The sequence below is a fragment of the Colwellia sp. BRX8-9 genome (genome assembly GCF_014077245.1).
Taxonomy (GTDB): Bacteria; Pseudomonadota; Gammaproteobacteria; order Enterobacterales; family Alteromonadaceae; genus Colwellia_A.
In genome coordinates, this window is the sequence record NZ_JACGVN010000014.1 from 28,794 (window position 1) to 49,532 (window position 20,739).

Below are 20,739 nucleotides of genomic sequence, written 5' to 3' on the forward strand. Positions count from 1 at the left end.
GGGTGATAGGTGATTTTTTAACTCGTTAAATGCTAACCCTGCTAAGGGTAAATCAATAAAGCACCGTAGTGATTTATATTGATTATAAAAATGACAATAGACTGATATTTCAAGGCGCTAGATCTGCCATAAATATAAGCTAATGGTACTGAGGAGGTACTTATGAAAACCTTAACGACAGACGTTGTAATTATTGGTGCAGGCCCTGTTGGTTTGTTTCAAGTATTTGAGCTTGGTTTACAAGGATTAAAATCGGTTGTTATTGACAGCTTGCCAGAAGTTGGTGGCCAATGCACTGAACTCTATCCAGATAAGCCTATCTATGATATTCCTGCTTTGCCTAATGCGAAGGCAAGCCAAGTTATAGAAAATCTCTATGAGCAAGCGGCTCCCTTTAAGGCAACTTTTTTATTGGGCGAACGGGTCGAAGACATTAATAAATTGTCGGATGTTTCTTTTTCAGTTACCACGCACAAGAATACGCTCATTCACTGTCGCGCGGTGATTATTGCTGCTGGTAATGGTGCCTTCTCACCCGTTAAATTAAAAATACCCTTAATTGATAAATTTGAAGATAAACAACTGTTCTATCGAATCAATAATATAGAACACTTTAAAGATAAAAATGTCGTTGTGCTAGGTGGCGGAGATGCCGCACTTGATTGGAGTTTAAGCCTACAAAAAACGGCTAATAGTGTCTTGCTTATTCATCGTAGTACAAAATTTAAAGCCGCTACAAGTAGCGTGAATGAAATGTACGCCTTGTGTGAAGAACTAAAAATGCAATTTTTATGTGGTCAAGTGAGCGACTTTCAGCAAGAAGATAATAAGCTAACTGGCCTAACAGTAAATTCAAAAGATGGCATCAAACGTAGAGTGGAACTTGATGAACTTGTTATATTCTTTGGTATGTCACCCAAGATTGGCCCAATAGCAAATTGGCAACTTGCCATGCACCAACACCAGATAAAAGTAGATACACAATCTTTTCAAACCTCAGTGCCGGGTATCTATGCCGTTGGTGATATTAATTATTACCCGGGTAAACGAAAGTTGATTTTAAGTGGCTTCCACGAAACTGCCTTAGCGGCCTTTTCGATTGCGGAAACTGTTTTAGAAAAAGACCGTATTCCAACGTTATACACCACAACAAGTCCAGTAGTACATCAACGAATGGGCGTTACACATTCACTCGAAAGCCTATTGGATGATTAACGGAAAAACAGGCAATTGATCATTACTACTTTCCTTTTATTGCTGTCTCTTTATCTGCGCGGCATGACTTTGGAGGCCTAGGTGGAGTGTATGTAAGATAATAGCGGCAAACCTAACCGCTACTATTTTATGTTATGACTTAAGCTTTACAGCCTTGTTCGGTAATTTAATAAAGCTGAAGATTAAAGTAACTGTTCAGCTAAGTAATCAACCAGCAGTCTTATTTTAGGCGATAAATGGCGATTTTGAGGGTAAATTGCCCATATTCCTTCATCAGGCGCACGGTAATTATCTAATAGGGTCACCAGTTCACCACTTTCTATGCGTTGTTGAACATAATAATCGGGTAACTGAACTATCCCTAAGCCCTTTAGTGCGGCGTCCATCAGACTGTAGCCATTGTTGTATCTTAATCTACCGGTTACGCGGATACTTTTTTCTCGGTCAGACTCTCTAAAATGCCAGTAGTCTAATGTACCCAACAAACAACTATGTTTATTAAGCTCTGATATAGAATGGGGTACTCCCTGTTTTTCTAAGTATTGTGGTGATGCACAAAGGTAGTTTGTTCTTTTGCCAAGTTTTTTTGCCATCATGGTCGAGTCACTTAACTTACCAAGGCGAATTGCTAGGTCATAGCCTTCTTCAACAATGTCTATTTGGCGGTTGCTTAAATAAGCCGACACTTCAACATCGCTATATTGTTTTATGAAATTATTCACTAGCGGTAATATTTGTTTTTCACCATAGGCAACAGGCGCTGTTAATTTAATTTTGCCTTGGGGTTTTGACTGCAAATTTGTGATGGCCCGCTCAGCAGCATCGAGACCATCGAGAACGCTGCGACAATGCTGATAAAAAACACGGCCTTCTTCTGTTAATGATACTTTGCGAGTTGTTCGATAAAATAACTTAATATTAAGGCGTTTTTCTAATGCACTTATCTGTCGACTCACCTGTGCGGTAGATATCGCCATTTTCTTTGAGGCGAGGGTAAAACTTTCATTTTCCGCAACGTAAACAAATTCGCTGATGCCATCCCACTGCATGATTATTACCTATATGTACAAGTGAATTTCCAATTTAGCATATTATCATTTATATAGAAATAACTATACTAGCCACCAACAAGACATTGTTAGTGGCCACAAAAGTAGCTTATTTAAAATTACTTTAGACCTTTGACAGTGACCGTTCGTATAACATTATAGGAAATAAAGATGAGTTGGTTATTCCTTTTTTTAGGTGTCGCTGCTGAGGCGATGTCTCATGTAGCATTAAAAGAGACTGATGGTTTTAGTAAACCACTGCCAAGTGCTTTAGTTTTACTTGGACATTTAGCAGCATTCATTTTTTTAGGTCAAGCAATGAAAGGCATGCCAGTTGGTATCGTCCATGCGCTATGGGCCGGGCTTGCCATTATAACCGTGACTTTATTGTCTGCTTTGATTTACCGTCAGCATCTTGATTTAACAACATGGCTAGGCATGGGGTTAGTTGCTGTTGGTATTGCTATGATAAATCTTGCCCAAGGACACAGTCATTAAGATGAATAATGTAGATCAAAATTTTTAACCAAAATGCTTTCACTTTTTGGTAACTATGTCCTTTAGATTGTTACCAAGGGGTAAAAGTTAATTACGTATTAGGCGTATTATCATCTTTAAATAAGTCGAGTAAACTAATGTTACTGTAACAAATTCGACTAGATGCTAATCCCATCAAAATATCTATTAATTGAAAAGTGAGAATAACGATGTCAGATAAATTTATAAAATCGAAAGCGGCTATTGCTTGGGGCCCTAATCAGCCACTATCTATCGAAGAAGTCGATGTCATGCTACCTCGCAAAGGAGAGGTGTTAGTTAAGGTTATTGCCTCTGGTGTTTGTCATACCGATGCCTTTACCTTATCTGGAGAGGATCCAGAAGGAATTTTCCCCGTTATTTTAGGTCACGAAGGCGGTGGTATTGTTGAACAAATAGGTGAAGGTGTAACCAGTGTTAAGGTAGGCGATCACGTTATTCCATTATACACACCAGAGTGTGGTGAATGTAAATTCTGTTTATCGGGTAAAACCAACCTTTGCCAAAAAATTCGTGAGACACAAGGCAAGGGTTTGATGCCAGATGGCACGACCCGCTTTTACAAAGATGGTCAGCCTATTTTTCACTATATGGGCTGTTCAACTTTTTCTGAATACACAGTCTTGCCAGAAATTTCATTAGCGAAAGTTAATAAAGAAGCACCATTAGAAGAGGTTTGTCTACTAGGGTGTGGTGTTACCACCGGCATGGGCGCAGTCATGAATACAGCAAAAGTTGAAGAGGGCGCAACTGTTGCTATCTTTGGCCTTGGCGGTATTGGATTGTCTGCAGTGATTGGCGCGACTATGGCGAAAGCTAGTCGAATTATTGCTATCGATATTAACGAAAGTAAATTCGAACTTGCGAAAAAATTGGGTGCTACCGATTTTATTAACCCCAAAGACTACGACAAGCCTATTCAAGATGTGATTGTCGAAATGACCGATGGCGGTGTTGACTACTCTTTTGAATGTATTGGTAACGTTAACCTAATGCGCTCTGCCTTAGAATGTTGTCATAAAGGATGGGGAGAATCAGTGATCATTGGTGTTGCCGGTGCCGGACAAGAAATATCAACCCGTCCATTTCAACTGGTAACGGGTCGAGTATGGCGTGGTTCTGCATTTGGCGGTGTTAAAGGTCGTACTGAGTTGCCAGATTATGTTGAACGTTATTTAGCCGGTGAATTCAACTTGAGCGATTTTATTACTCATACCATGAGTCTTGAAGACATTAATGAAGCGTTTGAGTTAATGCACAAAGGAGAAAGTATTCGCAGTGTTATTCATTTTGATAAATAGGCGATATAAATAACCAGCATCTGTCTTTAGAAAGATAGTCACTCACATTAATAATATGGCGTTGCCCTTTTATTGCAGTAATTAGCAGGGGAGCGTCTTGAGGTTACCCTATGACAATTGATCCTTTAATTGAAAGTATCAGTGTAAATAAAATTTTTGGTGGCTGGCACAAGCAATATAGCCACCATTCTAAAACCGTAAACGCTAACATGCGCTTTGCCATTTTTTTGCCTCCACAGGCTAATAATGGCAAAAAAGTGCCTGTGCTTTACTGGCTTTCAGGTCTAACCTGTACCGATGAAAACTTTATGCAAAAAGCCGGCGCACTGCGAATAGCTGCTGAGTTAGGCATTGCTATTGTTTCTCCTGATACTAGTCCAAGAGGTGAAGAGGTAGCTGATGACGATAGTTATGATTTGGGGCAGGGCGCAGGATTTTATCTTAATGCTAGCCAAGCACCTTGGAGCCGTCACTATCAGATGTATGATTATGTGGTTAAAGAACTGCCAGCAATTATTGAAGCCACATTTCCAGTGTCAGATAAGCGCGCTATTAGTGGACATTCCATGGGCGGACACGGGGCACTAACTATTGGTTTGTTAAACGCTGAACGTTATCGTTCAATGTCAGCCTTTAGTCCTATCTGTAACCCGATTAAGGTGCCTTGGGGCAAAAAAGCTTTCAGCGCTTACTTGGGGAAAGACCAAGCAAGTTGGTACCAGCATGATGCCAGTGAATTAATGCGTATAGCAAAACAGTTTATTCCTGCCAAAGTTGATCAAGGTGGTGCAGATGACTTTTTGAAAGAGCAATTAAAACCAGAAACGCTAGAGGCTGCAGCAAAAATGAGTGGTTACCCATTAGAGTTAACTATTCATGAAGGCTATGATCACAGTTACTATTTCATCTCTTCATTTATTGAAGCGCATTTGCGTTTTCATGCCGAGCACTTAGAAAGATAAGTATTAAGGGAAAATGCCCTAAGGGGCAATCGGTTGATTACACTTAACCAGACCAAAATAATGTTGTTCTTGCTAGGACAAGTGTTTGTTAAATATATTATCCAACATTAGCCAAGCCAATAGCCAAGCCGATACCAAGCCATTATTTCGCAGTCCAAGATTCGCCATTTATTTTGCTGATTAAGCACAGGTTTATGCGTTATCCTCCTGAGACGAACCTCAAAAGTCTATTAATTCAAAACACAGACGTTAGTCTAGCACTCGTTAAAGAAGTCGTGGTATTTTATGGTCGAACAATAGGCAAATAAATGAGCTATCTGTTATCATTAATATCTTCAATATTATCAAACGAAAAAAGGCTGCTACCTTGTATCGATTTATTTTCGCCACAGCTTTAATTTTCACAGGCGTTACTTATAATGCCTATGCCGATGACATAAAAGTTGAATTTAGTGGTTTTGCCTCTTTAGCCCTTAGTTATAGTGACGATCCTGATATTGCTTTTAGTCCCAATTATTTGAATATTGACGATACAGGCTGGTCAGCTACCCGTGACTCAATTTTAGGGGGGCAAGCCAATATATCCTTGGCTAATAACTGGGATTCTGTTGTGCAATTTGTCCTAGAAGATCACGCGAATACAGACTTTGAAAACTACCTCGAATTAGCTTTTTTGCGCTACCGTCCTTCTCGTAATTGGGCTATTCGTGCGGGCAGATTAAACAGTGACCTTTATTTACTTTCAGAATACCCGCACGTGGGATACGCTTATTTGTGGGTACGTCCGCCACATGAGTATTACTCTTTTGCAAGTACAGCGGGGAAATTTGATGGTGTAGATATTGAATACAGCCAATCAATTAATGATGGTTTTTTACGGTTAAAATTAGCTGCGGGTAACACGACTGCAAAATTAAAAGCGAGTGGCCAAGACTTTCTTATTGATTTTGACCATTTAATGACTTTTAGCGCAACCTACGTACTTGATGCTTGGACCATGCGATTTTCTGTATCACAAGCTGATGTCGGAGACTATAAGTTCGAGGCATTAAATGAGTTTATTGATTTATTAAACTCTGTGCCAGCTCCTGTGTGGCCACAAGCAGCGTCGCTATCAGCAAGTTTTGACACAAAAAACCATAGTATTGAATATGCTGCTTTAGGATTAACCTACGATAGTGATAATTGGTTAATTCAATCTGAAATAGGTATTTCAGAGTCTCCTTGGTTGGTCGCTTCATCAAATATTAATGGCTATGTGAGTGTCGGTTATCGTTTAGATAAAGTGACGCTTTTTTCCAGTGTTTCTATTTCAGAGAACCGCCATAAGATAACCACAGTTACTGCGCCCCAATTTCTTCCTGGTACGCCAATACAAGTAACCTTTCCATTACAACAGTTAGCACTTGCTTCAAAAGAGGCTGTAGACCGATTAGTGGTGCACCAACATTCAATTAATGTTGGCGTAAAATGGCAGGCGTCAGAAAATTTGATCGTTAAAGCGCAAATTGATCACTTTGATGTTCAACCTTTTGGTGGTGGGTTATGGGGGATAAGTGATCCGGAAAATGTTGAAAAAGAGCATAGAATTAATGTGTTTACTGTTAGTGCGAACATGGTGTTTTAATGATGAAAAACCCCCTGTTATTAATGATTGGATTGGCTATTTTCAACTTTGATGCTGTGAGTACCGAGTTTGTTGTTGTGGTCAATAAAGACAATGCGATTAACTCATTATCTAAGCGCGAAGTGATTGACATTTATATGGGGCGTTATTTAACTTTTCCTGACGGTGAAATGGCACAGCCACTAGATTTGCCCTCTGAATCACTATTGAAGAATGACTTTTATCTGCAATTAGTTAATAAAAATGAGCAAAAAATAAACGCTTACTGGGCAAGGTTACTGTTCTCTGGGCGAGCTAAACCGCCGATCGCGGCTATTTCAATTGAAGATGCTTTGAACAAGTTATACAGTTCACCATATTCAATTGGTTATATACCTAAAGACCAGCTCACTGATGCTGTAAAAGTGGTTTATCGATTTAATGAAAATTAGTCAAAATCTTTATGTCAGAGTTCCATTGGCGATCGCTATTGTTGCCGTGCTAGTTGCGTTGGTTTCTTCAACGTTGTCCTATTATGCTGGCCTTCAAGAAAAGAAAGATACTAACTATTTGCTTGTTAAACAATTAGCCCAAACGATGGCAAAAACTGCGACGATATCTGCCTATTTAAATGATCGCGAGCTCGGACAGGAAATTATTAGTGGTTTGTTGAGTAATGATTTAGTTCAAGGGGCTAGACTCTCCGGCGAGGGCGAAATGAGCATTTCCAGTGGTGCTCTTAACAAACCACAAGATGGCATAGTTATCCAATTAATCCATCCTTTTATTGATGATACCCTTGTTGGCACACTTACTGTTTATCCAGACAATAATTATATTCAACAACAGGTAGAAAATTCACTTAAAAAAGAAGTGGCATTGATACTAATACAATCCATCATTATTGCTTTTTTTGTCTCTCTGATCGTGCACAGATGGCTAACTAAGCCTATTCAAAAGTTAACCGATAGCTTTACTACCATCAACCCTAGTATACCTAAAACAATGCGGATGTTGTTGGTGAAGCAAGGTGCCAAAAATGAAATTGGTAAATTAACAAAAGGTATAAACTCTTTAATGCATGAGTTACATCTTACTATTAGTAATGAGCGAGCATTGCGCGAAAAAACTCAAGAGTTAGAGCGTAAATTCAGGCTTATTTTTGAACAAGCGAGTGCTGGAATTTGTTTGCTCGATGAAAAAAACACCATTACCACTTTCAACCCGGCATTTTTACAATACTTCAGTGTTGCAGGACAGACAGACTTGGCCTCTTTACACTTTCCAACTTTATTAAATAATGTCGACAAACTCGAAGAGTTGTTATTGAGTATTCGCGCCGACAAGAATCGTCCACAAGTCACTCTAGACATAGAATGCCGCATCGGCAATAAAACGCTATGGCTGCACTGTTTATTCGCAAAATTAACCGAACAGCGCAGCAATGAGCGCAGAAGTGAACAAGGTAATTTAGTTGAAGTGATAATACATGACGTTACTGAACGAGCAGAACGAGAATTTCAAACACGTTTTGAAGCGGATCATGACCCTTTAACCCATCTACTTAATCGACGCTCCGGCGACAAAAAATTAGATAATGCCTTACTTTATTGTTTAGAAAATCAACAAAGTTTAGTGTTGATGATGATTGATTTAGACAAATTTAAACCTGTTAACGACACTTATGGCCATGAAGCGGGGGATAAGGTATTAATAGCAATAGCAAAACGTCTTAAAGCGCATTTTAACTTGGCAACAGACCTCTGTATTCGATGGGGAGGGGATGAATTTATTGTTGCCCGTCAGTTGACGAACTTTGACCAAGAGTTAATGCTTGAACAAGCCAATAATATTCTTGTTGAGATAGAGCAGCCCATTCATATTTCAAATAATATGCAATGCCAGGTAGGCGCAAGTATTGGTATTGTTGTTGCCCCTAAAGACGCTAAGGTACTCCACGAATTGATGGTTAAGGCAGACGACATGATGTACCAAGTTAAAGCTTCAGGACGAGGCCAAGTAGCATTTTATCAAAAGCCATAATAAGCGTGCCATTGATAATCTTGTGCGGTTAACTTGTTTTAGATAGAGAAAAAATTAGCTGATTATTTTAAACGTGTTTAAGATAATAGCGAGTACAGTTAATCTTTATCATTAATTTTTGTTATCTTTTGGGGCGAAACCAAAGGTAATTCTAAGGTAAAGCAGGTGTTTTTTCCTAATGTACTGGCTACTCTAATTTTACCACCGAGTAAACTGACGACAATATTAAATATGATGCTCAGGCCTAAACCTGAACCTCCTTCACCAAGCCTAGTGGTAAAAAAAGGTTCAAAAACTTTGTCAATAAACGCTTTTGGGATGCCCTTACCATTATCTTCTACTTTGATAATGACAACTGAATTATTCAGATAAGCTGATATAGCGATAATGCCAGAGTCTGTACTTTCAAAACCATGAATAATGGCGTTATTAAATAAATTAGTCATCACTTGCCCCAAAGGACCTGGAAAACTGTCCATCTCTATATTTTTATCAATTACGCAGTCGAAGGTTATCCCTAGGCGTTTTATTTTATGGTGATGTATACGGATCACTTCGTCCACGACATCAGATAAGAAAAATATACGTCTTGCCTCACTCGTTTGGTCAACAGCCACTTGCTTAAAACTCTGAATGAGAACAACAGCTCGGTCTAAAGAATTCAGTAAAATATCTAAGCATTCATTGACTTCTATTTCGAAACTTTCCAAGTCAGAACGTTTTACTTTTTTTTCTTTAAAACGAATTGAAAACTTTTGAAAGTTATCTTTGATTGTACTGCCTATCGTGACAGCTATGCCTAATGGCGTATTAATCTCATGAGAAACTCCTGCAACTAGTGAACCTAAAGAGGTTAGTTTCTCTGTTTGGATGAGCTTGTTGTGTGCATGAAATAATGACTCAAGCATAGTATTAAATGACTCAGCTAATTCGCTAATTTCATCTTTACCTTCAATGTCGAGTTGAAGGAGAAGATCACCTGAATGAGTAAGACTTGCTATATGGCACTGTATTTTAAGCAGTGGCTCTAATATTGTGCTGATCAATAGCCAACCAATAAATAAGCCAATGGCAATAATAATAGCGGTAACCAAAATAATAAGAGAACGCGTAGTTTGATGATGTTGATGATTACTGTTGTATAGGGCTTGAGCTCCATCAATATTAGTTTCTAGCATACCTGCCATATTGAGTTGCATGTCATTAAAAAGCACGCCATATTCTTCATTAGCTAGTCTATCTGCAGCAATATCTTGGTTGCTTTTACTTAAAGTGATAATTCGCTCGGTTAACAACTCAAACGTTGTTAATTGAGTTTTGAATTTATAGAGTAGTTTGGTTTCTTCGCCACTGTCTAATGTTTGTTCAAATTTAGTCAGTGAAGCACGGAAGTTGACTGATGCATTACTGATTTTTTGCTCAGTGTCTCTCATAGACTTATCGTCAGGAGAAATAATATGACTTTTTATTAGTACAAACTCTTCATATAAATATTTTCGAGCGTCGGTAAGATTAACAAAACTGACAAAATAATTATCATAAATATCTTGACCGTTTTTGTTAATGGTGTTCGTTGAATTTATTGCAATAAGGGAGATGATTAAAGGTAATATAATAAAAACACTAATAGATAATGGGATTTTTTGTGAAATTTTCATGTTGCGAAAAAGTTCAATCATCAATAAGACTCTTTATAAAATTTACATGTTTCACGGTTTAGCTAATAAAAATACTAATAAATATTAACTAATTAGCTTATTAAAAGCCGATAGTGGCGTGCTCATTACCTTTTAACAATAGCTTAATATGAAGGTTAAAAACATCAGTAAATAACCTTTTGCCGATAGTTTAAAAGCTACCAGCGGTTACAATAGGCTATAAAGCCTATTTATAAAGTGTTGCTGCGCTTAATAGCGTTAAAAACTTGCAGTCAATTATATTATTATTAAAACTTTATCGCTTTGTGGCTAATAAATATTGATAGTATGAAAATCGATGATATATTTAATTTTAACACAATTAATAACCTGCAATGAATGAGTTGATAAGTTAACTTATCAATTTAAACCTCTACAGGGCATGGCTTACTAGGAGAACTATCAATGATTCGAGAAGATGTAACAAAGTCATTATCAATGCTAACCCCTGGCTCTGCCATTATTGTCGAAGTCTCAATTCCCCCCAGTAAAAAAATAAAATTTAAAAGTGTTTTTGTTGGTTTTTTACCCAAGCAATTTATGTTGATCCAATTACCCGATTTAAATCGTCATGTTGAGCTTACTGGCAATATTAATCAAGGGGTAGCCTGCACCGTTAGAAGTATCGTAGAAAAGCATGAAGGCGCGGTTGTTGCTTTTGTTACCAGTATAGAGCGCACGATAACTGTTCCAGCAAAAATGATTGTCTTGAACATTCCGCAACAGGTGGCCGTACGACCGCTACGAAAAGAAACGCGAATTGATACACAATTAAATATTGAAGCTTCGGTCAATAATTCGTTATTAAAAGGTATTATGGTTAATCTTTCATTAGAAGGCTGTTTATTAAGTGCCAAGAAGGAAGAAAATGTTGTTATCACCAAAGAAGATACCATTACCTTCGCTATTACTGACAAGGCCTTAAGTGACATCACATCAATAAAAGGTGTTGTTTGCAATATTAAGTCATCGCCGACGATTGATTATTTTGGCGTTAAATTTGAAGATGAATCTTATGATGTTATTAAAAATTTGCTGATGAAAGTGATGTTTTCAAATTAACCCGTACACCTTAGCTGTTAATCACACTTTTGCTTCTTTTATATCCTTGATTTAGCTTATTTATATATTAATCTAATTGATAAGATGAAATGTATCCAAAGCATGCTCAACAGTGTTAGATTGTATTGACCTGAGCAGGGAAATTTACATACTCACTTATACTTTGATAAAGTCGAGTGGCCAATATTGCTAAGCAAGTTTTACACTCTTACAAGGTTAGCATTAGATAGTTGAGTCAAGGAGTTATAGTGCAGCATCATAATATTATTTTATACACGACCGAACGTGAAGATAGCGAGCTGTTAATTAAGGTGTTGATTGAACATTTTGATAAAGTACTTGTTGTTACTGCTTTGCCGGAGCTTGAGAAACAGCTTAAAGATGAAACGCCTAAAATAATTTTAATCGACGCAACCTCTTTTCAACGATCTTTAATGATCTATTACAGCTCGCTTAAATCAGTTTTAGTAGGACAAACGTGCGAACATTTTATTGTTTCTGTTGTTTCTGCAAGGGAAGAAAACGAAGCTTATGAAGCTTATGATAACGATATTATTGATGACTATATAATTACCAATCCGCTTTATGAGAAAAAACGTGCAGTTGTTGTTTGTTCTAATTTACTGACTAAGCTGGGCATTGGTCTCAAAAAAAATGCTGCCTTAGATTATATTTATAACAAAGAGTCATATGCAAAAGAAATTAGAGAAACGGTACTGCACGGCTTAGAGCTGAAAGAAAGACTTAGGTTGTCTTTTGAAGAGAGTATTACCGACGTTGAACACTCTATCAGTAAAGCAACAGAGCAAATTAAACTCAAACACAATGTTAATATTAATCTTGACGTGGTCAAGAATATTTTAGCGTCGATACGTTCAAACGAAATTCGACCTAGGCTGGTGGAACTGCAAAGTAAAGCATTAGACTTGCTCAGTGGATTAATCAGTGACGTGGAAAATATAGCACAAGAAAGTAATGAAGCGGCTCAATCTGATAAAAGCGAGCAAGTACATCCACCAACTTCTTTTAATAAGCTTTATAATGCAAGTAACGCCGATGCGGTAAAAGAATTAGATAAGATACAAGGGGATAATAAATCAGCCGCTATTAATATTCTATTGGTTGAAGATGATCCCATTAGCATACATTTAACCAATACACTGTTGCACAAGTATAAACTCAACGTTCAAACCGCTAGTACCGGTAGAACGGCCTTAATTTGTCTTAATAATATACGTTTTGATATCGTTTTACTCGACGTAAGTCTACCCGATACCAATGGTTTATATATTTTAGGACAAATGAAACAGGGCAACGGCAAAAATTTTGATACGCCACTTATTATGTTAACCGGTAATAAAAATAAACAAATAGTAAAAAAAGCTATTGAACTAGGCGCAAAAGGTTATCTCATTAAACCTTTAACGCAAGGCGTTGTTGCTAAGCTATTTAAGGAAAATAACATTCCTTTAATTGAAAAAAGATAAACAATCACAACCCTCAGTTAACTATTCGTGCCGTGGGTAAGTGGCCGACGTTTTCAGCAATTAATACGCTAAATAATAAGAGTATTCAGTAGCGACGTGTGATTGATGAAAACGTTTATAACAATATTTTCAGTCACCGCTATAGATAATCACTGACAAACGCCATAACATGGCCTAAAAGTTTGCCGCTATCTCGTCAGACACTCGAATAAACTCAGCATAAAGTTTATGGCTTAACGTTATAATTTCTTGTGTATTTTCTTCTTTAGCGAATTGTTCCAATTGCTCACAATAATGACCTAGTAATATCGCTCCAGCGCCCCGGGTTGAAGATTTAAGCTTGTGTGCCAGTTCCATTACACTCTGCCAATCTTTATCGGTAATGTGCACGGCTAATTCAGCGAATAATGGTTTGCTATGTTGTTGATAAAATTGTAAAAAGCTTTGTTGCGCTTCTTTATCATCACCAAAGCATTCAACCAATGCTGAGATGTTTATTGCCGGTTTTGCTATCATTTTAGTGACTTGTTCATCGGTCAATTCAGGTGGTGATTCTATTTTAAATTCATCTTCGAGTTCTTCTTCAACTAACCATTTACTGAGTAAAGCTTTTAAGCTATCTAGCTTCATTGGCTTAGTCACGTAGTCATTCATGCCAAGTTTAATGCAGTGTTCGGCTTCATTTCGCATCGCGTTAGCGGTGATTGCTATAATAGGTATCTGTGTTGTGCCGCCTTGTTCATTCTCTCGCACCTTTTGGGCAAATTCGAAACCATCCATGATCGGCATTTGACAATCTGTCATGATCAGGGAAAATGAATATTGCGTCATTTTAGTTAAGGCTTCTTCACCATGGTTGGCAATGATCACAGCATAACCAAATAGATTTAGCTGACGCTCTAATACCTGTTGATTAAAGACATTATCTTCAACAATTAAAATTAGCTTATTACTGGCTTGTGCTTCAGTAACACTGGGTATAGATAACGTCTTAATATCTTGCTTTAGACAACTTATAAGTGGATTTTTTTGATCCATAATACGGGCAATGGTCCAGTATATTTTTTGTGGTAAAAACGGATTACTGGCAATAGTTGTCGCGTGTTCAGGGTAAAGGGGTAAGTCGAAGTCATGCCACCTTTCAAGAATCAGTATATTAATATCCTCATCACTGTTGTTGGGTAACTGCATTTTAACTTCTGGCCAAAGGCTAATAACTTGTTCTGCTGAAATAATAATAAGATCATAATTTTCAGCAGAAATAAGCTTGCTTAATTTTGTTGGCGAACTTGGTGCTAAATGACAATGTGCGCCAAGCTCTGTTAGACCTTTGTGCAAGATATTATCGGTAATTCCATCGTAAGCAATGAGTAAAATATTTAAATGATAGAGTTTTACGCTCAGGGTCGATGTCTGTTTATTTTCAGTTGCTATTAAAGGTAAATCGACATGAAATTCTGTACCATCACCTATCACGCTTTGACAACTTATTTGTCCTCCCATCATAGTGGTTAACTTTGAGCAAATAGATAAGCCGAGTCCTGTGCCGCCAAATTTACGATGGGTGCTACTGTCTGCCTGTGTGAAAGCATCGAATAAATGAACTTGTTGATCCTCACTAATACCAATACCATTATCTTTAACCGTTAATCGAAATAATTTTTTGTTTTGGCTATTATCTAAATAATCAAGCTTAACCTCAATAAGGCTTTGTGGCTGTTCATTGTTGTGAGTAAATTTAATCGCATTACCTAATAAATTAAGTACAATTTGCCTTAACCTAATGGGATCGCCTAGCATTGACTCAGTCATATGATGATTAGATGAACAAACCAACAATAATTTTTTGCTTTGTAATTGTGACGATAGTAACTCTGCAGCGCCTTCAATAATCTCTGTCCAGGTGAACGGTATTGACTCTAAAGTCATTTTCCCCGCTTCTATTTTTGAAAAGTCGAGCACGTCATTAATGATTTGTAATAACGCCCATGCTGAATCTTTGGCAACATTGGCTAAATGGTATTGATCATCATCTAGTTCTGATTGCTGCAGTAGCTCTAACATACCAACAACACCATTCATCGGTGTTCTAATTTCATGGCTCATTGTTGCTAAAAACTGCGACTTAGAGTCGCTTGCCGCTTCTGCTGTTAAACGTGCTTGTTCTAATTCTTGCTGAGATTCTTTTAAGTCAGCTAATGTCTTTTCTGTTCTGTTACGTTGGTATTTAACATCAAGCAGCACATTGAGTGTCGCTTGACGAGATTGTTCTTTTTCAGCATCAAGTATTTCACGCTCTATTTCATTCTGTTTAATGTTGGTTATATCTCTGACAATACCTAGCATACTTAATGGTTCGCCACTTTCATCACGGGTAACCTCAGTTGATGTATTGATATACCTTAATTGCTTATCGGCTAATATTATTCGGCATTCATAGTTATAAACTTCTAACTTATTTAAGGCTTTTAGTTGGTGTATTCTAAATTGATAACGGTCTTCTGGATGGACAAGGTTTACTATAAGCTCTGCAGTCAAAGGCGTAGAATTTTTCTCAATACCTATTAATCTGTGCATGCCGTCTGACCAGTAAATGATATCGTTTTTAAGATCTTTCTCCCAACACCCCAAATGAGCAATACGTTCAGCCTCTTTTAAAAAAAGCTGCTGTTTTAGTAGCTTATCTTCATTGGCCTTTTGCCTTGTTATATCTTGATTTATCGCAAGAAAATGATCTGTTTTACCATTACGGTCTCTAATGGGGGTAATATCGGTAGTGCCCCAATAACAGCTACCGTCTTTTTTCTTATTGTATAATTGACCACTCCAATGCTGGCCTTCAATAATTTTTTGCCAAAGCTGCTGATATTTATCGGTGTTTTTGTGTCCAGAATCTAGCAGGTTGGCATTTCTCCCTAAAACTTCTGTTTTTGAATAACCGGTAGTTTCACTAAAGGCTTTATTGACGTAGACAATTTTACCAATCAAATTGGTTATCAATATCGCTGAATGACTTTGTTCAACAGCACTTTCGAGTACCAGCAGTCTTCCTTCTAATTGTTGTATTGTGCTTAAATCAGAAATAATGGCAGTAAAAATATTATCTTGAGTGGTTTTATGGCTGCTTATCGCAACACGAGCTGAAAATTCACGACTGTCACTAGCCTTAGCTTGCATAATTCTGAAACTGTCACATACACTGCTATCATTAACGATATTTTTGATCCATTCCTGTAAGTTTTTTTGTTCGTTTTTCATAAAGAAATCATTGAAAAACATCGATTCAGCGCCTTTCCTATCAACCAAAAACAGTAAACCAGCGACTTTATTAAAGCGTATTATTTCCCCTTTTGCGTTAAAGGATATAATGGCATCAGGAGCGTTATTAAGCATAGAATAAAGGTACTGCTCTGAATCGAAGATGGCAGCTGCGCTGCGTTTTTGCCAATAAAAAGCAATAACTAAAATAAACAAACTCAATAACACCGTTTGCAATAGCTGCCAGAAAAAGCCATGTACTATTTTCTGTTGAGATTGCAATACATCCATTTCACTGACTTCTGCGCCGATACCTAAGCCTAAAGTACTGTTCCACAACCAAGCGCCTAATACGGGCTGGCCACGATAATCTAAATAGCTTTCTTCGCTGTAACCTGTGTTGCCTTCTAATGCCGACTGAGCCAATTTTGTATAAATGGGGGCTTGCGTTTGTTCACTAGTCGTTGGTTTCAACGGAAGCGTTAATGCTATCGCTAAGACGCTAGATTGCTCTTTCGTTAGTCTTCCTTCGGACCTAAGTTCTGGCTCAAATTGACTGGCGGTTAATAAACGAGCTTTGGTGTCAAAGAAGTATGTTTGCTCTGATTTCCAGAAACTGTGCTGCTGTACTGTCGAAGAAAAAGCGCCAAACGGATTTAAACGTATGGCAAGCGCTGCAATAACTTGTTGTTCATTATTAAGTATTGGCGCAATAATAAAAGTTGTTGGATATTTTTGCTGTAGTTTTCCCTGAATGTTGACTAAAGGGGTTTCTGATAAAAGCGGAGGAATAAAAACGAGCTGACCATTGAAAACTTCAGCAAGCCTTTTGGGGTATTGTTTAGCGATTATGTTGGGTTGCCCTATTAAGCCAGCAATATTGGCAGTGAGGTTATTATGGTCAGGGGAAATAACATAAAACCCTTCATTTTCCTCAGCCAGAAGATAAGGTTCTAAAAAAGCAGTTAAATTACCAGTGGCTTTTGTCACCGCAGCAGAGTCGCCAATTGCTTGGGCCGCAACTAACTGTTTGACTTGTTTGACAACAATCGGTGAGGTTGACCAAGCTTTTACCTTGTTAAAATGAGACCTAACCCAGCCATTCTCTAGTAAGTCATTACTGACATCCACTCTGGCCTTTAAAATTTCTATTGCTTGTGTTTTTAGGGTGTTTTCAACTTTGTTAAGGCTATACCAAGCTATTATTGTTGAGCCAATTAAAAATAGCACTACGGCTGCAGTGATTAGATATAGAGGAGATTTATATAAATTTGCGTATCGTGACATAATTACTTAATCCATTATTATAATCTTTATTTTGGCAGTCTTTCACCCGTGATACTTTCTTTTAAATAGTGAGCTTTGTTAGCGTTTATATCACTTTGTGATGAAAAACTTTTAAACACTCTTTATCGTTTAGTTAATTGCTTATGATGTTGTTATATATTTATTAATGAAACGGTTAATGTATGTTAACCAATTAATTAATAAACATTATTTTATCCTTAAGACTATGACTATAGGTTATTTCAAGATAAATAGATGCCCATAATTTAAATTATTACTGATAACTTTGCTGTAAAAATTACAACGAAAAGAGGGAACTTGAAATGCACTTACTGTTCTGTTTTGAAATGTGTTTACACATTTTAGCCTTAATAATACAATTAACACTTAATTAATTCTAAGGTGGATGAGAGTATCTTTATAACATCAAAAATTCGCTTGTTGCTCAATGAACGTGTCATGGGCTTTTTAGCGCTTATTTCACTTTTTATTGCTCTTGCGCCAACAGTCGTTGCGACTAATGAGCGCTTTTCTCAAGCGAAAGTTTTTTTGGAATGGGGGATCCTGGCCCTTTTCATCGTTGAATACGGCGTTAACTTTGTTTTAGCATCAAGTCGCCGTGTGTTTTTACTGGATCCGTGGCGTATCTTAGATTTATTCATCATCAGTACGGGCTTGTTATCTTTGATCCCTATGGCTAATGAACATTTACGTAATATTCCTGCTTTAAGACTGCTTAAATTCATCCGAATGGCTTTATTTGGTGTTCGAATGAAATTTGCTATGTCCTTAGATAACAATAAAGTTTCGACAGTATCGTCACCATCAATACAGTCTTTTAGCGCCTATTCGTTAGTAGATAAAAATATTTGTGGCTACACTGAATTAACTTGGGGTAATGTTGTAAAGCGATTAAAGTCGTCAAGTAATGACTGGTTATTTGCTGTAGGGCTCAACTCTGAGCAACTCACAGAGGTTGCGGAGATTCTTCAAGCCCCTAAGTCTGCCTTAGGTATGCTCTTTAAACATTCGTTGTACCCAAGAATAGAGCGAATGGATGAATACACCGCCATTTTTCTCTGGAGTCCCAAGGTGGTAAAACAGTCCGATGATAGTGTACCGACCATAGAACGAAGTCCTATTCTTTTATTGGGCGCGAATAATAATATTATTACCTTGTCTGGGACAGAATCATCGTTAGTAGATGAAATAACAGTTGATTTAATGGAGGTAGGAATACCTGCACCGCCTCTGATGCAAGCGACAAGTGCGCTTATTCGTGTTCTTGTCGCACAATACACCGATGTTATTGGCACATTAGAACAGACGCTTTTATACCTAGATAAGCATCAAAAACAATTAGGTGATAAAAGCTTCTTAGATCAAACTTTTCGACTGCGTAATGAAATTACCAATGTTAGGGGTAACCTTAAGCATTTAGCGTCAGTGGTTCACCAACTTGCAGAAAAGCCTCTTGCAATTAAAAGTTTTGAAGTTATGCCTCGACCTATTCTGACGGTATTAGCCGATGACGTTGATGGATTATTTGATAGTGCCGATGACTTAGTAACAACACTGGCAGCCTTAGTTGAACTGCGCATTAATATGTCTTCATTTCAAATGAATAAGGTAATGCGATTACTGGCTGTTATCACCACCATAACCTTAATCCCCACCATGGTTGGTGGTCTAATGGGAATGAATTTAATTGACAGCCCTTGGGATTTTACTTTATATGAAGTGACTTTCTTTGTTGGTGTGGCGATGTCTTGTGGTATTTATATTTTTGCCAGTAAGGGATGGTTTCGTTAAAAGATAAAAAATTTTCACCATTATTATCCTAGCGTATACACTTAAATTTATTGACAAAAAATCACTATTTAATTTTTATTAGTAGACGATTACATATAAAACTGATTATCGACAGGAGCTAAACATCAAAAAATTGCCAGACATTCAACAACGTATTGATATGGATCTTAGACGTCGTTCGATGACGGGCATCGCCGTTTATGCGGTGATGTTACCAGCTGTTTTTTGGCCATTTGATTTCCACACCAAAGAGCCTGCTTTGACCTTGTTTTTTGCTTTAAGCATGCTGGCAATTAGTATAGTACGCTTTGCTCACTGGTTTTTTAGCGATGCTATTTATAATTATTCTCCTAAGGTCTGGCGCAATTGCTTTACTGTTTTATCATTGTTACAGGCAAGTGTATTAAGCCTATTCTTTGGCTTAGCGATATACGACCCGCGTTTCACCCCTATTTTACATGTTACTATGTTGGCTATCGGTGGTATTGCCAGCAGTGCCATTGTCGCACTGACACCAAGAATATCTTTAGCCTTATTGAACTTAGGAGTACTTCTAGTTCCATCAATAATGGCTGGTTTTATTATTGAAGATAAACTCCCTTATGCGATTATGATCCTCGTCTATGTAACCTTCATTGGTTTGATGGGCATTCGCTCTTCAGGTGAATATAACCGCTCTTTTGAAATTGAAACTCAACTGGATGGACAGAAAAAAATCTTAGAGCAACTCAACAAAGTTGACTCACTGACTAATATTTATAATAGGGGATATTTTAACAGTGAATTTGAACGCCAATGGCAAATGGGTAGCCGACATAAAATATCAACAGCATTAATGCTAATAGATGTTGATCACTTTAAGGTATTTAATGATAACCATGGGCATTTATGTGGAGACGCTTGCTTAATACATGTGGCTAAAGTGATTAAAGAAAATATTAAGCGGTCGACAGATCTCGTTGCGCGCTTTGGAGGTGAGGAGTTTGTGGTATTACTTTCAGGATATAGCGCTAAAGATGCCAAGGAACTGGCAGAAAAAATGAGACTTTCAATTGAAAGTACTCCTTTAGATTATGAGGGTAATACATTTAATGTCACGATAAGTATTGGTTTAGCTTCAACTATTCCCGATAGTCAATCTAATAGAATAATTCTACTAGAAGCTGCTGACAAAGCCATGTATAGCGTAAAAAAAGCAGGAAGAAACCAAGTTTCAAGTGTGATTGAATTAGACGCTACCCTCAGACAGTCTAATGATATTTAATTTTGAGGCGTTTTTTTAATACCTGAGTAACCCCTGATCAATATATAACCAAACCCGTAATATCAAGAGACAGATTAGTTTACCCCGATAAGTAAGATAGCAAGTTAGCGGTATTCAAAGCAATGACGTGTCATTAAAAGCGAGTTGATGACTCTACTT

Annotated in this window: 14 protein-coding genes; 11 read left to right on the plus strand and 3 right to left on the minus strand. The window is 37.5% G+C overall.

What is annotated here, in order from left to right; all coding sequences use genetic code 11:
• Window positions 1-162 precede the first annotated feature (162 nt).
• Window positions 163-1,215, plus strand: a complete 1,053-nt coding sequence (locus H4J70_RS12805; RefSeq protein WP_182251235.1) for an NAD(P)/FAD-dependent oxidoreductase — start codon at window positions 163-165, stop codon at window positions 1,213-1,215.
• Between the two features lie 182 nt (window positions 1,216-1,397).
• On the opposite strand, the gene H4J70_RS12810 is transcribed toward H4J70_RS12805, so the two are convergent.
• Entirely contained in the window at window positions 1,398-2,264 is an 867-nt protein-coding gene (locus H4J70_RS12810; RefSeq protein WP_182214163.1) for a LysR family transcriptional regulator, read from the minus strand.
• Between the two features lie 171 nt (window positions 2,265-2,435).
• Between H4J70_RS12810 and H4J70_RS12815 the strand changes: the two genes are divergently transcribed.
• The 6 genes from H4J70_RS12815 to H4J70_RS12840 all read left to right on the plus strand — a co-directional run bounded on the left by H4J70_RS12815 (window position 2,436) and on the right by H4J70_RS12840 (window position 8,713).
• Entirely contained in the window at window positions 2,436-2,762 is a 327-nt protein-coding gene (locus H4J70_RS12815; protein WP_146797193.1) for a multidrug efflux SMR transporter, read from the plus strand.
• Window positions 2,763-2,971: 209 nt separating this feature from the next.
• Complete coding sequence (locus H4J70_RS12820; RefSeq protein ID WP_220465253.1) at window positions 2,972-4,102, plus strand: S-(hydroxymethyl)glutathione dehydrogenase/class III alcohol dehydrogenase; 1,131 nt, start codon at window positions 2,972-2,974, stop codon at window positions 4,100-4,102.
• Window positions 4,103-4,212: 110 nt separating this feature from the next.
• Entirely contained in the window at window positions 4,213-5,064 is an 852-nt protein-coding gene (gene fghA / locus H4J70_RS12825) for an S-formylglutathione hydrolase (RefSeq protein ID WP_220467906.1), read from the plus strand.
• 367 nt (window positions 5,065-5,431) lie between these two features.
• Window positions 5,432-6,691: a hypothetical protein gene (locus H4J70_RS12830; RefSeq protein ID WP_220465255.1), complete on the plus strand. Its 1,260-nt coding sequence runs from the start codon at window positions 5,432-5,434 to the stop codon at window positions 6,689-6,691.
• Complete coding sequence (locus tag H4J70_RS12835) at window positions 6,691-7,122, plus strand: hypothetical protein (protein ID WP_259364614.1); 432 nt, start codon at window positions 6,691-6,693, stop codon at window positions 7,120-7,122. The genes H4J70_RS12830 and H4J70_RS12835 overlap by 1 nt, the downstream gene beginning before the upstream one ends.
• Window positions 7,112-8,713: a diguanylate cyclase domain-containing protein gene (locus H4J70_RS12840; protein ID WP_182214167.1), complete on the plus strand. Its 1,602-nt coding sequence runs from the start codon at window positions 7,112-7,114 to the stop codon at window positions 8,711-8,713. The genes H4J70_RS12835 and H4J70_RS12840 overlap by 11 nt, the downstream gene beginning before the upstream one ends.
• Window positions 8,714-8,811: 98 nt before the next feature.
• Here H4J70_RS12840 and H4J70_RS12845 read toward each other — a convergent pair whose 3' ends face one another.
• A complete protein-coding gene (locus H4J70_RS12845; RefSeq protein WP_182251236.1) occupies window positions 8,812-10,392 on the minus strand; it encodes an MCP four helix bundle domain-containing protein in 1,581 nt (526 codons plus the stop codon).
• Window positions 10,393-10,815: 423 nt separating this feature from the next.
• Between H4J70_RS12845 and H4J70_RS12850 the strand changes: the two genes are divergently transcribed.
• Together H4J70_RS12850 and H4J70_RS12855 are read left to right on the plus strand one after the other, a co-directional pair.
• A complete protein-coding gene (locus H4J70_RS12850) occupies window positions 10,816-11,472 on the plus strand; it encodes a PilZ domain-containing protein (RefSeq protein ID WP_182251237.1) in 657 nt (218 codons plus the stop codon).
• A 248-nt stretch (window positions 11,473-11,720) separates the two neighbouring features.
• Window positions 11,721-12,959, plus strand: coding sequence for a response regulator (locus H4J70_RS12855; RefSeq protein WP_182214172.1), 1,239 nt, complete (start codon window positions 11,721-11,723; stop codon window positions 12,957-12,959).
• Window positions 12,960-13,133: 174 nt separating this feature from the next.
• Here H4J70_RS12855 and H4J70_RS12860 read toward each other — a convergent pair whose 3' ends face one another.
• Complete coding sequence (locus H4J70_RS12860) at window positions 13,134-17,504, minus strand: PAS domain S-box protein (protein ID WP_182251238.1); 4,371 nt, start codon at window positions 17,502-17,504, stop codon at window positions 13,134-13,136.
• 402 nt (window positions 17,505-17,906) lie between these two features.
• Here H4J70_RS12860 and H4J70_RS12865 point away from each other — a divergent pair, with 402 nt between their 5' ends.
• A complete protein-coding gene (locus H4J70_RS12865) occupies window positions 17,907-19,316 on the plus strand; it encodes a CorA family divalent cation transporter (RefSeq protein WP_182251239.1) in 1,410 nt (469 codons plus the stop codon).
• 133 nt (window positions 19,317-19,449) lie between these two features.
• Complete coding sequence (locus tag H4J70_RS12870; RefSeq protein WP_259368051.1) at window positions 19,450-20,580, plus strand: GGDEF domain-containing protein; 1,131 nt, start codon at window positions 19,450-19,452, stop codon at window positions 20,578-20,580.
• Window positions 20,581-20,739: the final 159 nt, after the last annotated feature.

What these genes read in the sequence shown, in the direction of transcription:
- H4J70_RS12805 (WP_182251235.1), top strand. Translation starts at nt 163, where the DNA reads ATGAAAACCTTAACGACAGACGTTGTAATTATTGGTGCAGGCCCTGTT.
- H4J70_RS12810 (WP_182214163.1), bottom strand. Translation starts at nt 2,264, where the DNA reads ATGCAGTGGGATGGCATCAGCGAATTTGTTTACGTTGCGGAAAATGAA.
- H4J70_RS12815 (WP_146797193.1), top strand. Translation starts at nt 2,436, where the DNA reads ATGAGTTGGTTATTCCTTTTTTTAGGTGTCGCTGCTGAGGCGATGTCT.
- H4J70_RS12820 (WP_220465253.1), top strand. Translation starts at nt 2,972, where the DNA reads ATGTCAGATAAATTTATAAAATCGAAAGCGGCTATTGCTTGGGGCCCT.
- fghA (WP_220467906.1), top strand. Translation starts at nt 4,213, where the DNA reads ATGACAATTGATCCTTTAATTGAAAGTATCAGTGTAAATAAAATTTTT.
- H4J70_RS12835 (WP_259364614.1), top strand. Translation starts at nt 6,691, where the DNA reads ATGATGAAAAACCCCCTGTTATTAATGATTGGATTGGCTATTTTCAAC.
- H4J70_RS12840 (WP_182214167.1), top strand. Translation starts at nt 7,112, where the DNA reads ATGAAAATTAGTCAAAATCTTTATGTCAGAGTTCCATTGGCGATCGCT.
- H4J70_RS12845 (WP_182251236.1), bottom strand. Translation starts at nt 10,392, where the DNA reads ATGATTGAACTTTTTCGCAACATGAAAATTTCACAAAAAATCCCATTA.
- H4J70_RS12850 (WP_182251237.1), top strand. Translation starts at nt 10,816, where the DNA reads ATGATTCGAGAAGATGTAACAAAGTCATTATCAATGCTAACCCCTGGC.
- H4J70_RS12860 (WP_182251238.1), bottom strand. Translation starts at nt 17,504, where the DNA reads ATGTCACGATACGCAAATTTATATAAATCTCCTCTATATCTAATCACT.